The following is an 18,148-nucleotide window of genomic DNA, read 5'->3' as shown; positions in this document are numbered from 1 at the left end:
ACCATTCAGGTTCACTGTGAACAGCAGGAAAAAAGCATAAGCAGTTGCATATGCAGCAATAGCTGTTGACGTGAAGTTGTGAATGCAACAACGCTTTACGGAGTGCATAAAGCTAACTGGCTGAAATACCGTAAGTAAGGCCCATTACCAAGCTGGCACGCTTTTCGCTAATAGCCATATAACTAAATAAACAGTCAGAAATGACCAATTTCTAATAAAGTTATATAGGAAAAGCATAATGGCCGATTCCGCAAACAACGCTATCAATGTCTTCTGGTTTCTCCCTACTCACGGCGATGGCCGCTATCTGGGCACCACCGAAGGAGGTCGCCCGGTTGACTTAGCCTACTTACAGCAGGTGGCTTTGGCTGCCGACAATCTCGGATTCTACGGTGTGCTGATTCCAACCGGTAAAAGCTGTGAGGATTCATGGCTGGTTGCGTCTGCACTGGCACCGATTACGCGTCGGCTACGCTATCTGGTTGCGGTGCGTCCAGGCTTGCAGCCGCCAACCCTAGCGGCACGCATGGCCACTACACTCGACCGTTTGTCTGAAGGGCGTCTGTTAATCAACGTAGTGACGGGTGGCGATCCGGTTGAGAACAAGGGCGACGGTATCTTCCTGAATCACAGTGAACGTTATGAGGTGACCAAAGAGTTCCTTGACGTCTACAGCCGCTTAATGCGCGGAGAGAAAGTTGACTATCAAGGAGAGCATATTCATGTGGAAGGTGCCGAAGTCCTGTTCCCGCCGGTACAAGAAAATGGCCCACCGCTCTACTTTGGTGGGTCTTCCGAGGCGGCCATAGAGGTCGCGGCACAACAGATTGATACCTACCTGACGTGGGGCGAGCCGCCTGAGCAGGTAGCGGAAAAAATCGCGGTGGTGCGTGAACGTGCCGCCGCACGCGGACGCAAGCTTGAGTATGGCATTCGCTTGCACGTCATCGTGCGTGAGACCGAAGAGGAAGCGAAAGTCGCTGCAGACAAGTTGATTGGTCAACTGGATGAAGAGACCATCGCGCAGGCACAAAAGATCTTTGCCCGCATGGACTCGGCAGGGCAGGCGCGGATGAGCGCCTTACACAAGGGATCACGCGATAATCTCTACATTGCGCCAAACTTATGGGCAGGCGTGGGGCTGGTGCGTGGCGGTGCCGGAACGGCACTGGTGGGCAGCCCGCAGCAAGTGGCAGAACGTATTCGTGAATATCAGGCGTTGGGTGTGACCAACTTCATCTTGTCAGGCTATCCGCATCTGGAAGAAGCCCATCGTGTGGCAGAATTGTTATTACCGCTGCTGCCGTTGGCGCACGGACAACAGCAGCGAGCGCGCACGTTCAATACCGGGCCTTTTGGCGAAACCATCGGTGGCGATAAGCGTCCATCGAAGCAAACGAGCGCCAGCTAATGCAGGAGAAGGCAATGGCGATAGCACATGTGATGATTGTCGGCGGCGGCTTTAGCGGAACCGCCTTAGCGATTCACCTTGCGCGTACCTCAGCCAGCCGATTACTGATTACAGTGGTCGAGCCGCGCGATCGCCTTGGCGGCGGTGTTGCCTATTCGACGCAGGAGCCTGCGCATCGTATTAATGTGCCCGCATCGCGTATGCAATTAAGCGGTGATGAGCAGGGTGCATTTGACCGCTGGTATCGTCAGCAGCCGGAATGTTCACTGGACTCAGTAGCCCATTGCACCGACGGATCGGTCTATCCGCAGCGCGGACTGTTTGGTCGCTATCTGGCGGAACAGTTTGCGCTCGCCGCACAAGCGCATCCACATGTCACGCTACGACATGTTCGAGCCCGCGCCATCGCGTGGGAAGGAGATCAGTTGCTACTCAGTGATGGTCAAATCCTTAAGGGCGATGTGCTGGCTTTGGCCGTGAGTCATCCACCGCCGTCATTGCCACATTCATTACAGCCCTTAGCGCAGCATCCAGCCTTGATCGCCAATCCCTGGCAGCAAGGCGCACTGGATGCCATCGATCCTGACACATCGGTGGCGATTATGGGCACCGGGCTGAGTATGGCTGATGTGGTTGCCTCACTGGCCACCCGTCACCATCGTGGCCCGTTAATCGCCTTCTCACGCCGTGGGCAGCTCTCACGCGCTAATCTGACAGGTGAGTGGCCTGAATGGACGTTAGCGCCGCAGAACGCCGCAGAGACGCGTTTGTGGCTACACCATATTCGCGCCGAGGTCGATCGTGCTGCGCAGCAGCAATTGCCCTGGCAGCGCGTACTGGATGAGGTCCGTGTGCAGGGGCAGCGTATCTGGCAATCATTGCCGTTACGTGAACAGCAACGGTTTGTGCGTCATCTGCGCTCCTGGTGGGATGTACACCGCTACCGCATTGCGCCTCAGGTGTCGGCGATCATCACTCAACGTCAGCAGCAGGGCAGTTTGCAGGTGCTGGCGGCCAGACTGCACGCTATCGCTGCGCACGGTCATCAGCTGGAAATAACACTGCACACTCGGCAAGGTGAAACACTGACGCGGCTTCTGGACCATCTGATCGTCACTACCGGTCCAGGTCACGATGCTTTGACCCACAGCCAGCCGCTATTACATTCGTTGAGTGAGCAAGGCCTGATACGTGCCGATGCACTCGGCTTCGGTCTGGATGTGGATGAACAATCCCATGCCCTTAATCATCAAGGCCGACCCAATGCCCGGTTGCTGGTGGTTGGCCCCGCCGCACGCGCACGCTTTGGTGAGCTGATGGGCTTGCCGCAAGTCGCCGACCATGCTGCGGCCGTGGCGCAGCAAATCCTGAAAGAACTGCATATCGCTCATGCCGAGCGATGTCCCCCATCTGATTCTTAATCTCTCAACATCTTAAAAATTAACTGACGAACGCCGGGTCGTAGCACGATCACGGCCTCGCTATGGAGATTGCTATGCCATCGCAACGTGAAATTCGCTTGAATGCATTTGATATGAACTGTGTCGGACACCAGTCACCCGGACTGTGGGCCCACCCGCGTGACCGCTCCTGGCAGTACAAAGATCTGGAGTATTGGGTCGATTTGGCGCGTCTGTTGGAACGCGGGAAATTCGATGGGCTGTTTATTGCCGATGTACTGGGCATCTACGATGTGCTGAATGGCAATGGCGATGCTGCCATTCGCCAGGCAACGCAGGTGCCGGTGAACGATCCGTTGGCGCTGATTACACCGATGGCGCTGGTTACCGAACATCTCGGTTTTGGCCTCACCGCGTCGCTGTCATTTGAGCATCCTTATCCTTTTGCGCGCCGCCTCTCCACGCTCGATCACCTCACCAAGGGACGCATTGGCTGGAACATTGTCACCTCGTATCTGGAGAGCGGCGCTCGCAATATTGGCCACCAGGCACAGACCGATCACGACAGCCGTTATGACTATGCCGATGAGTATCTGCAAGTGGTCTATAAACTGCTGGAAGGGAGCTGGGAACAGGATGCGGTACTGCGCGATCGCGAACGCCGTATATTCAGTGACCCTCGCAAAATCCATCCGATTAATCATCAGGGCACCTTCTTCAATGTGCCCGGTATCCACCTGTGCGAACCCTCGCCGCAACGGACACCGGTGTTGTATCAGGCAGGGGCTTCAAGCCGCGGTAAGCAGTTTGCCGCTGAGCATGCAGAGTGCGTATTTGTGGCGGCACCGTCAAAGGTGCTGCTGAAGAAAACCGTGGCCGATATTCGCCGCCGTGCAGAAGAAGCAGGACGCGATCCGCGCAGCATTCTGATCTTCAACCTGCAAACGGTGATTGTCGGGGAAACCGATGCGGCGGCGCTGGCCAAGTGGAAAGAGTACCAAAGTTGGGTCAGCTACGAAGGTGCGTTGGCGCTGGTGTCCGGCTGGACCGGTATCGACTTCGGACAGTATCAGCCGGATCAAGTGTTGAAGTACCTGCACACCAATGCCATTCAATCTGCCGTGGAAACCTTCTCGACTGCCGACCCCGATCGTCAATGGACGGTCAAAGCATTAGCGGACTGGGTGGGTATTGGTGGTTTTGGCCCGCTGATTGTCGGCAGCGCAGAAACCGTGGCGGATGAACTGCAAAGTTGGGTCGAAGATACCGATGTGGATGGCTTCAACCTGGCCTATGCGTTGACGCATGAAACCTTTGAGGACGTGGTTGAACTGCTGATCCCTGAACTGCAAAAGCGCGGCGTCTATAAAAAGGATTACGCACAAGGCACGCTGCGCGAGAAGCTGTTTGATGCCGGACCTCAGCTCACTGCACCGCATCCGGGCGCAGGCTATCGCGTGAAAAGCCGTGTGCAGCAGGAGGTCTGATGATCGAGATTGAACAGCTGAGTAAGCACTATCGCAGCACTGATGGCCGCGTGACAGAGGTGCTGAAAGCGATAAACCTGCAGGTTCCTCAGGCCAATATCACTGCCGTGGTGGGTCCGAGCGGAGCCGGTAAATCGACGCTGGCAAAATGCATCAGCCTGCTGGAACAGCCCAGCTCCGGTAGCATTCGCGTGAACGGCAGCGATCTTTCCAGACTGGATGGTGAGGAACTGCGCCGCGCACGCCGATCGATTGGTACGGTGTTTCAGTCATCTGCGCTGCTGCAACGCAAAAGTGCGTGGGAAAATATCGCGTTGCCGCTGCGCTATCTCGGCGTGGTAGAGCGTGATATTGCCGCGCGCGTCGGTGAGTTGCTGGAGAGTGTCGGCCTGAGCCACAAAGCCAACGCCTACCCTGGGCAGCTTTCCGGTGGTCAGCGCCAACGGATCGGGATCGCGCGTGCACTGGCATTGCGTCCTTCGGTGCTGTTGGCCGATGAAGCCACCTCAGGGCTCGATCCTGAGGCAACGCTTACCGTGCTCGATCTGCTCAAGAAACTGCGTGACGACTATAAGCTGGCGATTGTGTTGATCACCCATGAAATGGATGCGGTACGCCAGGCAGCCGATGCGGTGGCCGAGATTCGCAATGGGGAAATTGTACAATACGGCGTGGTGAAAGACTTACTGGCTGAACCGGATTCAGCGCTGGGGCAACGCCTGTTCCCGCTGGTGGCAAAACCGGGTGTCGCAGAACTGATCCTGCAACTCCGCTATCGCACCGATGTGCCGGTCGCCAGCGACTGGATTTCGCGGCTTAGCCAGCAGTTTGCGCTGCGCATTGACCTGCTTGGCGCGCATATCGAACAGGTCAATGGCATTCATGCTGGACGCTTGCAGGTCGGTATTCACTTCCAACAGGAGCGCGTGCCGCTCGCACGTTTACTGACGCAACTTGAACAATTCGGGTTAGTCGCCAGTGTCTCTGGCAGCGTGCTGCCATTAAGGGAGGCGGTATGAGCGTCTCCGTGATGAGTCAAGACACGCCATGGCTGGAAATCCCAACCTTGATGCTGCCTGCGTTGGGTGAAACCGCGTTGATGGTGGCAATCGTGATGCTGTTTGTCGTGACATTCGGCGGCATGGTCGGTGTGGTACTGTTCAACACCTCGGCTCGCGGGTTGTTTCCCCATCGCGGCGTGCATCGGGTGTTGAGTTGGATCGTTAACATGGGGCGATCACTGCCGTTTCTGGTGCTGATGGCCGCGATCATTCCGTTCACTTTCTGGCTAACCGGCACCACCATCGGTATTCCAGCCGCGGTAGTGCCGATGATTGCCGCTGGCATCCCGTTCTTTGGTCGGCTGGTGGATAACGCCTTGCGCGAGCTGCCTGGCGAGGTCACGGCGGTGGGGCTGGTGTGTGGTGGCTCGCGTTGGCAAATCATCCGCTCGGCGCAACTCAGTGAAGCCTTGCCCGCTATCGTGGCCGCTATCACGCTCAACCTGATTTCGATGATTGAGTATTCGGCAATTGCCGGCACCATCGGCGCGGGCGGCATTGGCTATCTGGCCGTGGTGTACGGCTACCAGCGCTTCGACAACCACATCATGATCGCCACCATCGTGGTGTTAATCGCTCTCATCCAAACCATTCAATTTCTCGGTGACCGACTGGTTACCGCATTGCGCCATCCTCAGGGGACATCCATATGACAACACAAGAGTTTGAATTACGTAAAACCCGCCGCTGGCCATGGCTGCTACTGATTATAGTGGTCATTGCACTGGCCGCTGCGGCCTGGTTCTGGCGCAGCCAGCAGGCACAAGCGGTGGTCTTTGGTAGCACCTTGCAGGTGCACTTTGAACCAGCAATGGCCGGTGAGCAGAAGCTAATTGAGTATGTCGGCGAACACATCGCACCTGACTACGGCCTGAAGCTGCAAGCTGTGGGTGTGCAGGACCCGGTGCAAGCTGACCGTGCCGTCGCCGAAGGGCAGTATGCGGCCACGGTTTATCAACATCAGTGGTGGCTGAAGCAGGTGGTCGACGCCAACGGCTTTAAATTGACTTCTGCTCTACCGCTGTTCCAGTGGGCATTTGGTATCTACTCGGACCGCTATAAATCGGTGGCCGATCTGCCGCAGGGCGCTACCATCGTAGTTCCCGATGACGGCGCCAACCAAGGTCAGGCACTTTGGTTACTGGCACGTCAGGGATTGATCACGCTGGACCCCAATGTCGAACCGCGTACCGCCAAACTCAAGAATATTGTGGGCAATCCGCACGGCTTTGTTTTTAAAGAACTCGATTTGTTAACGATGCCGCGTGCCCTCAATTCTGTCGATGCTGCGATTGGCTACGTCTCACAGTTTGATGCCGGCAAAGTCTCGCGCGATAAAGGCATCCTGTTCCCGCCAGCACCGCGTACCTTTGCATCGCAGCTGGTGATTGGCACGCCGTATTTAGAGCAGGAAAATATCGTCAAACTCAAGCAGGCATTCTCCGACCCGCGCGTTCAGCAGTGGTTAAAAACCACCGATGACCCACTGGTAAAAGGTGTGCTGGTGCCTGTCTCCGCTGAGTAATCCCGCGGCTTTCAATACCCCCCGGACTCGCGCTGTGCGTCCGGGTTTTTGTGCTTGTTTTGTTTTTATCTTATTGATATATAACACATTAATATCACTATTTGTTGTTTTGGTCCTGCCAGTAAAGCGTTTATAACAACCTCACCTGCATAACTAAAAATAACGTGAGGCGTTATGAGTACTCTTCCTTTAGAAAACACCTTGCCGGCTTCCGAGCCGGTGCGTTCGGTCAGTGATGTGGCAAAGCTGATCAACACCCGCAGTGACAAAAACAATTATGCGCGCATGATTGTGTTCCTCGCGCTCGGCGGCGTCTTCCTTGATGCTTACGATCTCACCACGCTCTCCTACGGCATTGATGACGTGGTGCGCGAATTCCAGTTAAGTCCTTTCATTACCGGGCTGGTGACCTCTTCGATTATGGTCGGCACCATCGTCGGCAACCTGATTGGTGGCTGGCTCACCGACAAATATGGCCGCTACTCGGTGTTCATGGCCGATATGTTGTTCTTTGTGGTCTCCGCCATTGCCGCCGGATTAGCGCCCAACGTCTGGGTACTGATTGGCGCACGCTTCCTGATGGGGATTGGCGTCGGCATCGATTTACCCGTGGCGATGTCCTATCTGGCGGAATTTTCGAAGTTTGCGGGCAAAGGTAACAAAGCGGCGCGTCTGGCTGCCTGGTGTCCGATGTGGTACGCCGCCTCAACGGTGTGCTTCCTGCTGATCTTCGGCCTCTATTTCCTGTTACCAAAAGAGCATCTCGATTGGTTATGGCGCGCTTCGCTGCTGTTCGGGGCGGTTCCTGCGTTGCTGATCATCGCTGTGCGCAGCAAGTTTATGAACGAATCCCCATTGTGGGCCGCCAATCAGGGGGATCTGAAATCAGCGGTGCGCATCCTGCGGGATTCTTATGGCATTCATGCGCATGAAGCCGAGCCGGAAGCGCCACCTGCAGAAGCCGCGCCGAAGGTGAGTTTCCGCGTGCTGTTCCAGAAACCCTGGCGTGAGCGCACTATCGTGGCCGGTGTGATGAACATCTGCATCTCGTTTGAGTACACGGCGATCGCGTTTTTCCTGCCCTCTATTCTGGCGCAATTCCTCGGCGCTGGTGTGTTTGAAACCATATCTGCTTCGCTGGGCCTCAACGCCTTATTCGCCTTTACCGGCGGTTTGTTAGGCATGCGTCTGGCATGGAAATATCCGTCACGCCACGTGGCTATCACCGGTTTTGCTTTGCAGTTCTTTGCTCTGATCGCGCTGGCACTGATTGGGCATCCTGAAGCCATCGCCGGGATTGCGTTCGCGATACTGATGCTGGGCTTGTGGCTGTTTGCTGAAGGCTTCGGTCCTGGCGCACAGCTGATGGTCTATCCGGCGCTCTCGTATCCCACCTTCATTCGTGCCACCGGCGTGGGTTTTAGCCGCGCGCTTTCCGGTATTGGCAGTGCGCTGGCACTGTTTATTCTGCCGATTTTGCAGTCTGCACTGGGCACCAACATGTTCTGGGTGGTGTCACTTGCCGCCATCATCCCGATCTTTTTCCTGCTGGCGGTACGTCACGAACCGACTCGCCATGACATCGACGATCTTTCTCATCAGGAGTGACCATGAGCTTACTTTCAACAGGTACTGATTACGCTGCGCTGGCAGCCCATTTCCGCCCGTTGTTTGCCCGTATTGCCGAAGGCGCAGTGGCGCGCGAACGCAGCCGCACCTTGCCGCATGAAGCCCTGACGTGGCTGAAAGAGGCCGGATTTGGCACGGTACGCATCCCTAAAGAGAAGGGGGGCTGGGGTGCATCACTGCCGCAACTGTTCCAACTGCTGACTGAACTGGCGGAAGCGGATTCTAATCTACCGCAGGCGCTGCGTGCGCACTTCGCTTTCGCCGAAGACCGCCTGAACCAACCTGACAGTGAAGAGCGCGATCGCTGGTTCGGCCGTTTTATCGACGGCGAGCTGGTGGGCAGCGGCTGGACGGAGACTGGCGTGGTGAAACTCGGTGATGTGATCACGCGCGTCACGCCGATGGCAAACGGATGGACCCTTAGCGGCGAGAAGTTTTACAGCACCGGGACGCTGTTTGCTGACTGGATTGATGTCTATGCGCGTCGCAACGACAACCAGGGTGATGTGATCGCTCTGGTGAATACTCACCAACCGGGCGTGACACGTGAAGACGACTGGGATGGTTTTGGCCAGCGCTTAACCGGGAGTGGCACCACGCGCTTCGATAATGCGCATGTTGAACAAGCGCACGTGTTCGATTTCGCCACGCGCTTCCGCTATCAAACGGCGTTCTATCAGCATGTGTTACTGGCTACGCTGGCGGGGATTGGCCGTGCGGTGGCGCGAGACGGTGCACAGGCGGTTGCGGATCGCAACCGCATTTACAGCCACAGCAACGGCGGTGCGTCACGCGACGATGTGCAGGTACTACAGGTGATAGGCGAGATCACCAGCCTGGCATTTGCTGTTGAAGCCACAGTGATCCGCGCAGCACATTCACTGCAATCAGCGTACGAGGCACACTTAAGCCACGATGAGGCACAGCGCCTCGCCGTGAATGCATTGGCGGAAGCGGAAGCCGGGCAAGCGCAGGTGATCGCCAGTGAACTGGTGCCGCGTGCTGCCACTGAGTTGTTTAATGCGCTCGGGGCGTCTGACACGCGAATCAGCAAAGCGCTGGATCGCCACTGGCGTAATGCGCGTACGGTGTCATCACACAATCCGGTGATCTATAAAGCGCGTGATATCGGTGGCTGGAAAGTGAACGGCACGCCACCAACGGGAATTTGGCAGATTGGTCGCGGAGGAGAATAAAAGCCTGTAGGGAGTGGCGGCCTTCAGGCCGCCTGTTATGAAAAAAGCAATTTACTTCTTATCCAGCGACCAGGTCGCGCTGCGCACATCCACTTTCACTGGCAGCAGGCCAACGCGGGTGAACGTATCTGCCAACGCTTGTTGCTCGTCGAATACCTGCGGAGTCATGCGCGTGGCACCGTACGGCAGGCGTTTTAAGGTGGTTTGCCAGATGGTTTTATCCAGCCCCGTCGATTTTGATAAAATCGCAGCTGCCTCATCCTGATGCTGGTTCGCCCAGTCACTCAGCTTGCTTAACTCATCCACCACCTGTTTAGCCGTATCCGGGTGGCCTTCCGCAAACGGGCGGCTGGCGAGATAGAAGGTGTAATGCGGCACTAACCCTTCGGCGTTGCGGATTTCACGGGCATCGGCGTTGGCTTCCACTTCAGCCAGGAACGGATCCCAAATCACCCAGGCATCAATCGCCCCTTTCTGGAAGGCGGCACGCGCATCGGCGGGTGGCAGATAAACGGGTTTCACATCTTTGTAGTTTAAACCAGCATCTTCCAGCGCCTTAACCAGCAGATAGTTCACGTCAGAGCCTTTATTCAGGCCAACGCGTTTACCTTTCAAATCCGCCACGCTTTTAATCGGGGAATCTTTAGGTACCACAATGGCTTCGGTTTTTGGGTTAGCAGGGGAGTGGCCAAGGTAGATCAAGTCGGCTTTGGCGGCTTGCGCGAATGCTGGCGGGGCATCGCCTGTCGCGGCCAAATCAATGCTGCCGACGTTCAATCCTTCCAGCATCTGTGGACCCGCAGGGAACTCCACCCAACGCACATTGATGCCTTCTTTTTTGAAGGTTTCATCCAGCGTGCCGCGATACTTTAGTAGTGCGAAGATATTGGCTTTTTGATAACCAATGGTGACGGTTTCTGGGTTGGCGGCAAAGGCATGCGCAGAGAGCAGGCCGATGCTGAGGGCTAACGCGCTCAGAACAGGAATTTTAGTTTGCATGATGAGTCTCTCGTGGTTTTTTTCTCACCATAACAAAGCGCTTATATAACCAATAAATAACTAATTTCGATTGCTTATAACCTAATTTTTGTGATCGCGATCATTCACTGTAATCAGTATGTCATCCCAATTTGCATAGATGCCCAGATAGTTAGCACGGTAATAATTTGTATAACAAATCAAAATGTCATATCGATAGTCTTCTGTCAGGATAGGCACTTACGTTGCCTGCTATGGGTTGCTTTCGCTCTATGAAGTGGTTTTCACAAAGTGCAGTGTTGTTCTCTGCCAAAACATGTCTTGCTGCCTTTCTGGCTTTTTACATCGCTCTGGAACTCAATTTAGACAAACCGGCCTGGTCACTGACTACAGTGTACGTTGCCTCGCAACTCTATTCGGGGTCCACCGTTTCGAAATCGATATTTCGCTTCTTTGGCACCGTGCTCGGCGGCTTGTTTACCTTGCTGATTTATCCCACCACCGTCGAGTCACCAATGCTGTTTAGCCTGTGCATTTCACTCTGGGTGGCGGTGTGTCTTTATCTGTCCCTGCACGATCGCACACCGAAAAGCTATGTGTTTATGCTGGCAGGTTACAGCGCGGCCATTATGGGGTTTCCCGATGTCACTGCGCCCACAGAAATTACGTATACGGTGATTTCGCGCATTGAGGAGATCACGGTCGCTATCATCTGCAGTAGCCTGGTACACCGCTTGATCATGCCGGTGTCGATGCGGAATCTGCTGGAGCAGAGCGTCAGCCAGTGGTACCAAAACGCGCGTAAACTGTGTAGCGAGTTAGTGACGGCCATGCCTGCAGAGAAATCGCTGGAGCGCGAAGATATCCTGGTGCAAATGGCTAACTATCCGCTCAATGTCGAGACGCTGATTACGCACTGCGTGTACGAAGGCGATGCGGCACGCCGCCTGGTGCGACTGGTTAGCGTGCAGTATCAGCATCTCTCTTATCTTATTCCTACGCTGACAGCCATTGAGTCGCGCCTCAACCTGCTGGCACAGCAGCAAATCCGCTTTCCTGGGCATGTCGCAGAGGCTTTCCAGCAGTTTTTGTTATGGCTGAATGGCGATGAAAGTGTACCGGTGCGCGATATTCTGACTGTGTCACAAGCGCAGTTAAAGCAAGCCTGGCAGGAAGGGCGCTTAAACAGCGAAGAGACTATTTTGCTGATTGGTTTACTGGAGCGTTTGCTCAATTTCGTGCGCATCGCGGATGCCTATCAAAGCGTCAGCGAGCGCGTGAGTGAGTGGACACCAACGGTAAAAGCAGGCAAACCTGCACGCGCGCACAAGCACGTTGATAAGGGTTTGCTGCTGCTCTCTTGTTTCACGGCGTTCTTTGCCACCTTCGCCACCTGCCTGTTCTGGATTGGCAGCGGCTGGAAAGATGGCTCGACAGCACCGATGATGGCGGCGGTGCTCTGTTCCTTCTTCGCGGGAATGGATAGCCCAATAGCGCCGATGAAACTGTTCCTGAAAGGAGTGCTGATCTCCATGGCGATTAGCCTCCTCTACGTCACGGTGTTGATTCCGCAAGCGGTGACATTTGAGGCAATGGTGATATGTCTGGCACCTGGCTTGTTTGCTTTGGGATTAGTGATCGCTAACCCTTCTACCAATCTGATTGGCTTGATCGTAGCCACACAAATTCCCGGTTTGATCGGCATGAGCCATCACTTTAAGCCAGATCTTCTGCTTATAGTGAACGCGATGATTTCGACGCTGGTGGGCATTGTTATCGCCCTGGTGCTCACGCTGCTGATCCGCAACAAGCGCCCGTCCTGGACGGCGAAACGCGCGGTACGTAAAGGGATTCGCGATTTACTGCAGTTCATCGCGGTGCTGCGACTGAATACCGTCACCATGACGGCCCGCCAGCAGTTTGTCGCGCGGACGCTGGATAAGGTCAACATCATCTTGCCGCGCAAACGCGTCGATCCGTCACCTGACCTGATATCTGGCGGGAATCTGATTGCCGAAGCCTGGCTTGGGGCTAACTGTTATGACTACTACACCCGACACAAGGCGTTGCTGACCGCGAATGGCATTGAAAGTGCGGCTATGTTCCATGAGCTAAGTGTGTTCCTGAAACAGCGTCTGAAGTCGTTGCATACGCAGCCTCAGCCCGCGCTTTTAGAGGAACTGAATCGTCTGTTGCTGCGTCTGGATGCGGGTGCTCGTCAGGAGCAGGCCCTGTTCGCGCCGATGTTCCATCTGTTTAATGTTCGCTTATCGCTGTTTCCTTCAGCGCGCTGGCCAGAAATCCCGTACAGTGCAGAACAAGCTCTATAAAGGATGATGACAAATGAAAATGATTGGCTTAATCGGTGGTATGAGTTGGGAATCAACCGCGCTCTATTACCGCATTATCAATGAACAGGTAAAGCAGCAGCTCGGCGGATTGCACTCGGCGCGTAGCCTGATGTACAGCGTCGACTTTCAGGAAATTGAAAAGCTGCAGGTTGCGGGTGAGTGGCAGCAAGCCGGTGAGATTCTGGCGGATGCGGCGCGCAGTCTGGAAAAGGGTGGGGCAGATTTTATTGTGCTCTGTACCAATACCATGCACAAAGTGGCCAATCAGATTACCGATGCGGTGGATATTCCGCTGCTGCACATTGCGGATGCCACGGCGCAGCGCATCCACCAGGCAGGCGTTAAACGCGTAGGGCTGCTGGCGACCGCGTTTACCATGGAGCAGGATTTCTACAAAGGTCGTCTGGCGCAGTCTGAGATCGAGGTGCTGGTGCCTGCTGCCGCAGGGCGCAAAGCGGTGCACGACATCATTTATCAGGAGCTTTGCCTCGGTATTATCCGGGAGGAATCGCGAGCACGTTACCGTGAGATTATTGCTGAGCTGGTGGACCAGGGCGCCGAAGCCATCATTCTGGGCTGCACGGAAATTACTTTGCTGGTGAAGGCCGAAGATGCCAGCGTGCCGCTGTTTGATACCACATTGATCCACGCCGAAGACGCGGTGAAACTGGCTCTGGCAGGAAAATAACTAGCCTGCTAATTATAATTTGTGTTATTATTTGTTCATTGAAGGCACAACGTCTGACCCCACATGGTCGTACAGGGATGTGCCAGAACTGGCTGCCAGTATTGGCAGCCTTTTTTGTGGTCAGAATGCTGTTTCCAGTGAATCTGTGACGCAATATTGGTCATCCACCAGCGGCAAATAACGCCACTTATCGAACGCCGTGCAAGGATGTGAGATACCGCATCCCACCCAATCCCCCGGTTGCAGCGTTTCATCATCAGGCAACAGTAAATAAGCGTGCTGATCATTCACATCACTGATGCGCAGGTGCGTTGCGCAGCGTGCTTCACTGCCATCAGCGTTGCGAATCCATAATGGATTAGGCAAGTCCTGATCAAAAGGCACGTCACGCCGACCAAAATCAACAAACGCTAATCCCGGTTCTGGCCGCGATAACACGCGTCCCCAAATCTCCAGCGCCGCTTCGAAATGGTGGTGAGCGCCAGGTTGCGCGAACGGCGCGATACGCGCATACAAACCGCTGTCGTGCGCCATGTAGGCACCGGAGCGAATCAGTGGAGTCATCGGCAGTGGCAATACAGCAGCGGTAAAACACTCCGTCACCACATCAAACCACGCGCCGCCGCCAGCACTCAGAATGATGTGTTCACTGCTGAACAACTGTTTCTCCGCCAGCATGGCGGCCGTGTTTACCATCATCTGGCAGTAATCTTTGACCTTTTGCATCCCCGCCGCATCACGACCTGCCCCGAGCGCACCTTCGTAACCGGCTACGCCCACCAGATTCAGCGAGGTGCTGCCCTGGATTGCCTCGGCAATCGCCAGCGCTTCCGACTGTGAACGGCATCCGGTGCGTCCGCCGCTGACCGACATCTCAAGTAGCACGGAAATATGTGCACCGCCAAGATGCTGCTCCAGCAGTTTGACGCCCTGCAGTGAATCGACATAGCACAGGAAACCGTGATCGGGATGCTGCTGCTGCCATTGACCAATCCAGCGTATGCCTGCCGGGTCGACCAACTCGTTAGCGAGAAACACGTTACGAATGCCAAACTGGCGCAGCGCTCGCACTTGCGCTGGCGTCGCGGCGCCTAATCCCCATGCGCCGCCTTCAGCAATGGCGCGGCGTAAAATGGCAGGAGACATCGAGGTTTTGCCGTGTGCCGCCAACATAACCCCCTTTTCCTGACAGAACGCCGCCAGTTGGCGCAAGTTATTCTCCAGCGCTGACTGTTTCATGATCATCAACGGTGAGAACACCTCATCACTGCTGAAAATATCGGTGCCCTGCGCTAATGGCGCGTTACCTGTCCCCGCGACCGATTTAAAGCGCGGTGCGCATTGCGGCGCATCCAGTAAACCGTCTGCGTGCAGTGGAAATTGAATCGACATGCTCTCTCCTGTTAGTGCTCAAGCACGCGCGATAAAAATTGCTGGGTGCGCGGATTCTGCGGATTAACAAAGATCTGCTCTGGAGAACCCTGTTCAGCGATGACACCCTGATCCATAAACACCACGCGGTCAGCGGTTTTGCGCGCAAAGCCCATCTCGTGAGTGACCACGACCATAGTCATGCCTTCGCGTGCCAGACTGCGCATCACTTCCATCACTTCACCGACCAGTTCCGGGTCCAGCGCTGAGGTGGCTTCATCAAAAAACATGATTTTGGGTTCGACCGCCAATGCACGTGCAATGGCCACGCGCTGTTGCTGACCGCCGGAAAGCTGCGCCGGATAGTGATGGGCGCGCTCGGCGAGTCCTACACGCGTCAGGGCAGCCATGCCGCGCTTGTTGGCTTCGGCTTCAGACAGCTTTTGCGCTTTAATCAACGCCAAGGTGACGTTGCCCAACGCAGTTTTGTGTGGGAACAGATTGAACTGTTGGAACACCATGCCCACGTGACCGCAAATCTCGCTGCTGCGTTTACGGTCGTGCAGCGGTACTTTATTGACCCAGATTTCACCGCCGTCGGCCGTCTCCAGGCCACTCATGATGCGCAACACGGTACTTTTTCCGGAACCGGAAGCACCAATCAGCACCAGCACTTCGCCGGGTGAAACATCCAGGCTGATCTCTTTCAGCACTTGGGTCGAGCCAAAGGATTTGGTAATGCGGCTCAGCGTAATCGCGGATTGGCTCATGATAACTGGCTCCTGGTTTGATGATGTTGAACCCAACGTGACAGTGGGAAGCAAATAGCGAAGTAGAGCAGGGCCACCAGACCGTAAATCACCACCGGCTGACCGATGCGATCGACAATCGCCTGGCCTTGATGCATCAGTTCGGACATGCCGATCATGCTGACGATCGAGGTGTCTTTAATCAGCGAAAGATACTGACCCGCCAGCGGCGGTAACACGATGCCGCGCGTTTGCGGCAGAACCACGCTCATAAAGGTTTGACGCTTGGAAAGGCCAAGAATCCACGACACTTCCCACTGACCTTTCGGCACGGCTTCAATCCCGGCACGGAACACTTCGGCGATATAAGCGCCTTGATAAATACTCAGCCCCAGGATGCCGGCGGCAAACAGGTTAATCTCGTAACCGAAGTAAGCGACACCGAAGTAGATAAACATCAGGGTGATCAGCACCGGCGTGCCACGAAACAGCTCGGTATAGAGCACGGCAATCTGTTTAGCGACCGGCAGCCGGCTGGTGCGCAGCACCGCAGCCAGTAAACCCAGCAAGGTACTGCCGATGATCGCGGCGATGGACAGCAACAGCGTGATACCCAACCCCTTGAGCAGGATGGGGAAAGAGCTGATGATTAATTCGCTCATAACGCATTCTCCCGTTTCACTGGATTAGTCAGCCATTTTTTTGCCCACCACCAGGCGGACTTTTTTACCGGTGTCACCAGCGGCGGATGGAACATGCGCCGTCCTGCTACCGTGCCCAGCCAGGAGAACAAATTGCTCAACACCAGATACACCAGCGCCACAACGCTAAAGGTCTGGATATAAAGCAGAGTACGGGCATTGATCACTGTTGCTGTCCCGGTCAGCTCTGGCAGCGCAATGGCTGAAAGCAGCGAAGTGCCGAGCAGCAGCTGAATCAGGTTATTGATAATCGCGGGCCACACCGCGCGAGCTGCCTGAGGTAACACCACGCTGATAAAGATCTGCCGACGCGGAATGCCGAGAATATAAGCCGCTTCCAGCTGTCCTTTTGGCACCGACTGAATCCCCGCACGGAAGGTTTCGGACAGATACGCCCCGACGTTGATCCCCAGCGCCAGTACGCCAGCCGTAAACGCACTCATGGTGATACCGAGAGAGGGCAGGCCGAAGAAGATGATGAAAATCTGCAACAGCACAGGCGTATTACGGATAAATTCGACGTAGCAGTGGCTGATCCAGCGCAGTGGGGCAACAGGCGACGACTTCGCGAGTGCCGACAACAAACCCAGTGCCACCGCCAAAATGAAGGCCAGCAGCGTCACCTGTAATGTCAGCCAGGCGGCTGCCAGAAAGGTGTCCGCGTAACGCCACAGGGTTAGCCATTGATAATTCATGGGTTGACTCCTTCGAGCGGCGCGACAGCAACTGTCGCGCCGCGGCAATCAATTAAAATTGCGGGTTCAGCGGGTAACGTGGTTTGCTGCCAAACCATTTCTGATACAGCTGGGCGTTCTCACCTGATGCGTTGATTTCAAACAGGAACTCATTCAGATAGTTGGTCCACACCTGATCCCCCTGTTTCACGCCAAAGGCGTTATATTCCAGCGGCACCAAGGCTTCGTTGGTCACCGTCAGAGTGGGGTCGAGTTTGGCCTGATAGGCGAGGAAGTTGTTATCTTCGATCATCGCATCAGCCTGGCCTTGTTTAACGGCGAGGATGGCGGCCTGCGATGAGTCGTACTCTTGAATTTTCACATCAATGCCGAGGTTGCGGACTTCATCACCGTTGGTGGAGCCTTTCACGGTGGCAATCGTCTTACCTGCCATATCGTGTGCAGATTGAATGCCGCTGTTTTTACGCACCAGCATCGCTTCACTCGCCACCACATACGGGTTGGTGAAACCGATCTCTTTGGCACGTTCCAGATTGCGCGTGAAGTTACAGAACACCACATCAACTTTGTTAGTTTGCAGGTTAGGAATGCGGTTCGCGCTGGTGGTGTTCACCATCTCCAGCTTCACGCCCATCTCTTTAGCCAGTGCTTTCGCGAGATCCACGTCATAACCATCCGGGTTGCCGTCTTTGTCGTAAAAGCCAAACGGGGCAAAGCTCAGGCAGTCACCCACACGCAGCGTGCCGCGTTGCAGTACGTTCTGCAAAGCGGATTGCGGCGCGGCTCCCGCCTCTTTTTTCTCTTCAGTTGGGGTGCAGCCTGCTAAAACCAGTAACGCCAGCGCAGCCGCGCCGAATTTAAGCGATGTTGTGTTCATTTCATGCTCTCTTATAAAATTTAGACGAG

The 18,148-nt window shown here is 55.3% G+C and carries 16 protein-coding genes; 10 read left to right on the top strand and 6 right to left on the bottom strand.

Features of this window, described 5'->3' with window-relative positions; all coding sequences use genetic code 11:
- The first annotated feature begins 238 nt into the window (after positions 1 to 238).
- The 8 genes from ssuD to QMZ30_RS01345 all read left to right on the top strand — a co-directional run bounded on the left by ssuD (position 239) and on the right by QMZ30_RS01345 (position 9,709).
- The gene (gene ssuD / locus QMZ30_RS01380) at positions 239 to 1,411 is read left to right on the top strand and encodes an FMNH2-dependent alkanesulfonate monooxygenase (protein WP_283226054.1); all 1,173 of its coding nucleotides are present in this window, start codon (positions 239 to 241) and stop codon (positions 1,409 to 1,411) included.
- A gap of 14 nt (positions 1,412 to 1,425) precedes the next feature.
- The gene (locus QMZ30_RS01375; protein ID WP_283226053.1) at positions 1,426 to 2,832 is read left to right on the top strand and encodes an FAD/NAD(P)-binding protein; all 1,407 of its coding nucleotides are present in this window, start codon (positions 1,426 to 1,428) and stop codon (positions 2,830 to 2,832) included.
- Between the two features lie 74 nt (positions 2,833 to 2,906).
- A complete protein-coding gene (locus QMZ30_RS01370) occupies positions 2,907 to 4,298 on the top strand; it encodes an LLM class flavin-dependent oxidoreductase (RefSeq protein ID WP_283226052.1) in 1,392 nt (463 codons plus the stop codon).
- Positions 4,298 to 5,317: a methionine ABC transporter ATP-binding protein gene (locus QMZ30_RS01365; protein ID WP_283226051.1), complete on the top strand. Its 1,020-nt coding sequence runs from the start codon at positions 4,298 to 4,300 to the stop codon at positions 5,315 to 5,317. Before QMZ30_RS01370 ends, QMZ30_RS01365 begins: the two co-directional genes overlap by 1 nt.
- Positions 5,314 to 6,012 carry a methionine ABC transporter permease gene (locus QMZ30_RS01360; RefSeq protein ID WP_283226050.1) on the top strand — a complete coding sequence of 233 codons (699 nt, stop codon included), beginning with the start codon at positions 5,314 to 5,316 and terminating at the stop codon, positions 6,010 to 6,012. The genes QMZ30_RS01365 and QMZ30_RS01360 overlap by 4 nt, the downstream gene beginning before the upstream one ends.
- Positions 6,009 to 6,884 (top strand): MetQ/NlpA family ABC transporter substrate-binding protein, encoded by an 876-nt coding sequence (locus tag QMZ30_RS01355; protein ID WP_283226049.1) that lies wholly within the window; start codon positions 6,009 to 6,011, stop codon positions 6,882 to 6,884. Before QMZ30_RS01360 ends, QMZ30_RS01355 begins: the two co-directional genes overlap by 4 nt.
- A gap of 174 nt (positions 6,885 to 7,058) precedes the next feature.
- A complete protein-coding gene (locus QMZ30_RS01350) occupies positions 7,059 to 8,492 on the top strand; it encodes an MFS transporter (RefSeq protein ID WP_283226048.1) in 1,434 nt (477 codons plus the stop codon).
- A 2-nt stretch (positions 8,493 to 8,494) separates the two neighbouring features.
- The gene (locus QMZ30_RS01345; protein ID WP_283226047.1) at positions 8,495 to 9,709 is read left to right on the top strand and encodes an acyl-CoA dehydrogenase family protein; all 1,215 of its coding nucleotides are present in this window, start codon (positions 8,495 to 8,497) and stop codon (positions 9,707 to 9,709) included.
- 51 nt (positions 9,710 to 9,760) lie between these two features.
- Here QMZ30_RS01345 and QMZ30_RS01340 read toward each other — a convergent pair whose 3' ends face one another.
- Positions 9,761 to 10,708: a sulfonate ABC transporter substrate-binding protein gene (locus QMZ30_RS01340; protein ID WP_283226046.1), complete on the bottom strand. Its 948-nt coding sequence runs from the start codon at positions 10,706 to 10,708 to the stop codon at positions 9,761 to 9,763.
- A gap of 251 nt (positions 10,709 to 10,959) precedes the next feature.
- Here QMZ30_RS01340 and QMZ30_RS01335 point away from each other — a divergent pair, with 251 nt between their 5' ends.
- Entirely contained in the window at positions 10,960 to 13,017 is a 2,058-nt protein-coding gene (locus QMZ30_RS01335) for an FUSC family protein (RefSeq protein ID WP_283226045.1), read from the top strand.
- 13 nt (positions 13,018 to 13,030) lie between these two features.
- On the top strand, positions 13,031 to 13,726 hold the full coding sequence (locus QMZ30_RS01330) for an aspartate/glutamate racemase family protein (RefSeq protein WP_283226044.1): 696 nt from the start codon (positions 13,031 to 13,033) through the stop codon (positions 13,724 to 13,726).
- 120 nt (positions 13,727 to 13,846) lie between these two features.
- Here QMZ30_RS01330 and QMZ30_RS01325 read toward each other — a convergent pair whose 3' ends face one another.
- From QMZ30_RS01325 to QMZ30_RS01305, 5 genes are read right to left on the bottom strand one after another with little or no spacing between them, the layout of a single operon-like run.
- Complete coding sequence (locus QMZ30_RS01325; protein WP_283226043.1) at positions 13,847 to 15,118, bottom strand: alanine racemase; 1,272 nt, start codon at positions 15,116 to 15,118, stop codon at positions 13,847 to 13,849.
- A gap of 11 nt (positions 15,119 to 15,129) precedes the next feature.
- The gene (locus QMZ30_RS01320) at positions 15,130 to 15,867 is read right to left on the bottom strand and encodes an amino acid ABC transporter ATP-binding protein (protein ID WP_034822369.1); all 738 of its coding nucleotides are present in this window, start codon (positions 15,865 to 15,867) and stop codon (positions 15,130 to 15,132) included.
- On the bottom strand, positions 15,864 to 16,508 hold the full coding sequence (locus QMZ30_RS01315; protein WP_039330205.1) for an amino acid ABC transporter permease: 645 nt from the start codon (positions 16,506 to 16,508) through the stop codon (positions 15,864 to 15,866). Before QMZ30_RS01315 ends, QMZ30_RS01320 begins: the two co-directional genes overlap by 4 nt.
- Positions 16,505 to 17,242, bottom strand: coding sequence for an amino acid ABC transporter permease (locus QMZ30_RS01310; RefSeq protein ID WP_283226042.1), 738 nt, complete (start codon positions 17,240 to 17,242; stop codon positions 16,505 to 16,507). The genes QMZ30_RS01315 and QMZ30_RS01310 overlap by 4 nt, the downstream gene beginning before the upstream one ends.
- A 52-nt stretch (positions 17,243 to 17,294) precedes the next feature.
- Positions 17,295 to 18,119 (bottom strand): ABC transporter substrate-binding protein, encoded by an 825-nt coding sequence (locus tag QMZ30_RS01305; RefSeq protein WP_039330201.1) that lies wholly within the window; start codon positions 18,117 to 18,119, stop codon positions 17,295 to 17,297.
- Between the last annotated feature and the right edge of the window lie 29 nt (positions 18,120 to 18,148).

The organism is Pantoea sp. EA-12 (assembly GCF_030053355.1).
Taxonomy (GTDB): domain Bacteria; phylum Pseudomonadota; class Gammaproteobacteria; order Enterobacterales; family Enterobacteriaceae; genus Pantoea; species Pantoea vagans_C.
Note: the sequence above shows the minus strand (reverse complement) of the source record. Positions and strands in the feature narration are given on the sequence as shown.

Excerpts from the sequence above, each read along its gene's own strand:
- ssuD (WP_283226054.1), top strand. The coding sequence starts at position 239 with ATGGCCGATTCCGCAAACAACGCTATCAATGTCTTCTGGTTTCTCCCT.
- QMZ30_RS01375 (WP_283226053.1), top strand. The coding sequence starts at position 1,426 with ATGGCGATAGCACATGTGATGATTGTCGGCGGCGGCTTTAGCGGAACC.
- QMZ30_RS01370 (WP_283226052.1), top strand. The coding sequence starts at position 2,907 with ATGCCATCGCAACGTGAAATTCGCTTGAATGCATTTGATATGAACTGT.
- QMZ30_RS01365 (WP_283226051.1), top strand. The coding sequence starts at position 4,298 with ATGATCGAGATTGAACAGCTGAGTAAGCACTATCGCAGCACTGATGGC.
- QMZ30_RS01360 (WP_283226050.1), top strand. The coding sequence starts at position 5,314 with ATGAGCGTCTCCGTGATGAGTCAAGACACGCCATGGCTGGAAATCCCA.
- QMZ30_RS01355 (WP_283226049.1), top strand. The coding sequence starts at position 6,009 with ATGACAACACAAGAGTTTGAATTACGTAAAACCCGCCGCTGGCCATGG.
- QMZ30_RS01350 (WP_283226048.1), top strand. The coding sequence starts at position 7,059 with ATGAGTACTCTTCCTTTAGAAAACACCTTGCCGGCTTCCGAGCCGGTG.
- QMZ30_RS01345 (WP_283226047.1), top strand. The coding sequence starts at position 8,495 with ATGAGCTTACTTTCAACAGGTACTGATTACGCTGCGCTGGCAGCCCAT.
- QMZ30_RS01340 (WP_283226046.1), bottom strand. The coding sequence starts at position 10,708 with ATGCAAACTAAAATTCCTGTTCTGAGCGCGTTAGCCCTCAGCATCGGC.
- QMZ30_RS01335 (WP_283226045.1), top strand. The coding sequence starts at position 10,960 with ATGAAGTGGTTTTCACAAAGTGCAGTGTTGTTCTCTGCCAAAACATGT.
- QMZ30_RS01330 (WP_283226044.1), top strand. The coding sequence starts at position 13,031 with ATGAAAATGATTGGCTTAATCGGTGGTATGAGTTGGGAATCAACCGCG.
- QMZ30_RS01325 (WP_283226043.1), bottom strand. The coding sequence starts at position 15,118 with ATGTCGATTCAATTTCCACTGCACGCAGACGGTTTACTGGATGCGCCG.
- QMZ30_RS01320 (WP_034822369.1), bottom strand. The coding sequence starts at position 15,867 with ATGAGCCAATCCGCGATTACGCTGAGCCGCATTACCAAATCCTTTGGC.
- QMZ30_RS01315 (WP_039330205.1), bottom strand. The coding sequence starts at position 16,508 with ATGAGCGAATTAATCATCAGCTCTTTCCCCATCCTGCTCAAGGGGTTG.
- QMZ30_RS01310 (WP_283226042.1), bottom strand. The coding sequence starts at position 17,242 with ATGAATTATCAATGGCTAACCCTGTGGCGTTACGCGGACACCTTTCTG.
- QMZ30_RS01305 (WP_039330201.1), bottom strand. The coding sequence starts at position 18,119 with ATGAACACAACATCGCTTAAATTCGGCGCGGCTGCGCTGGCGTTACTG.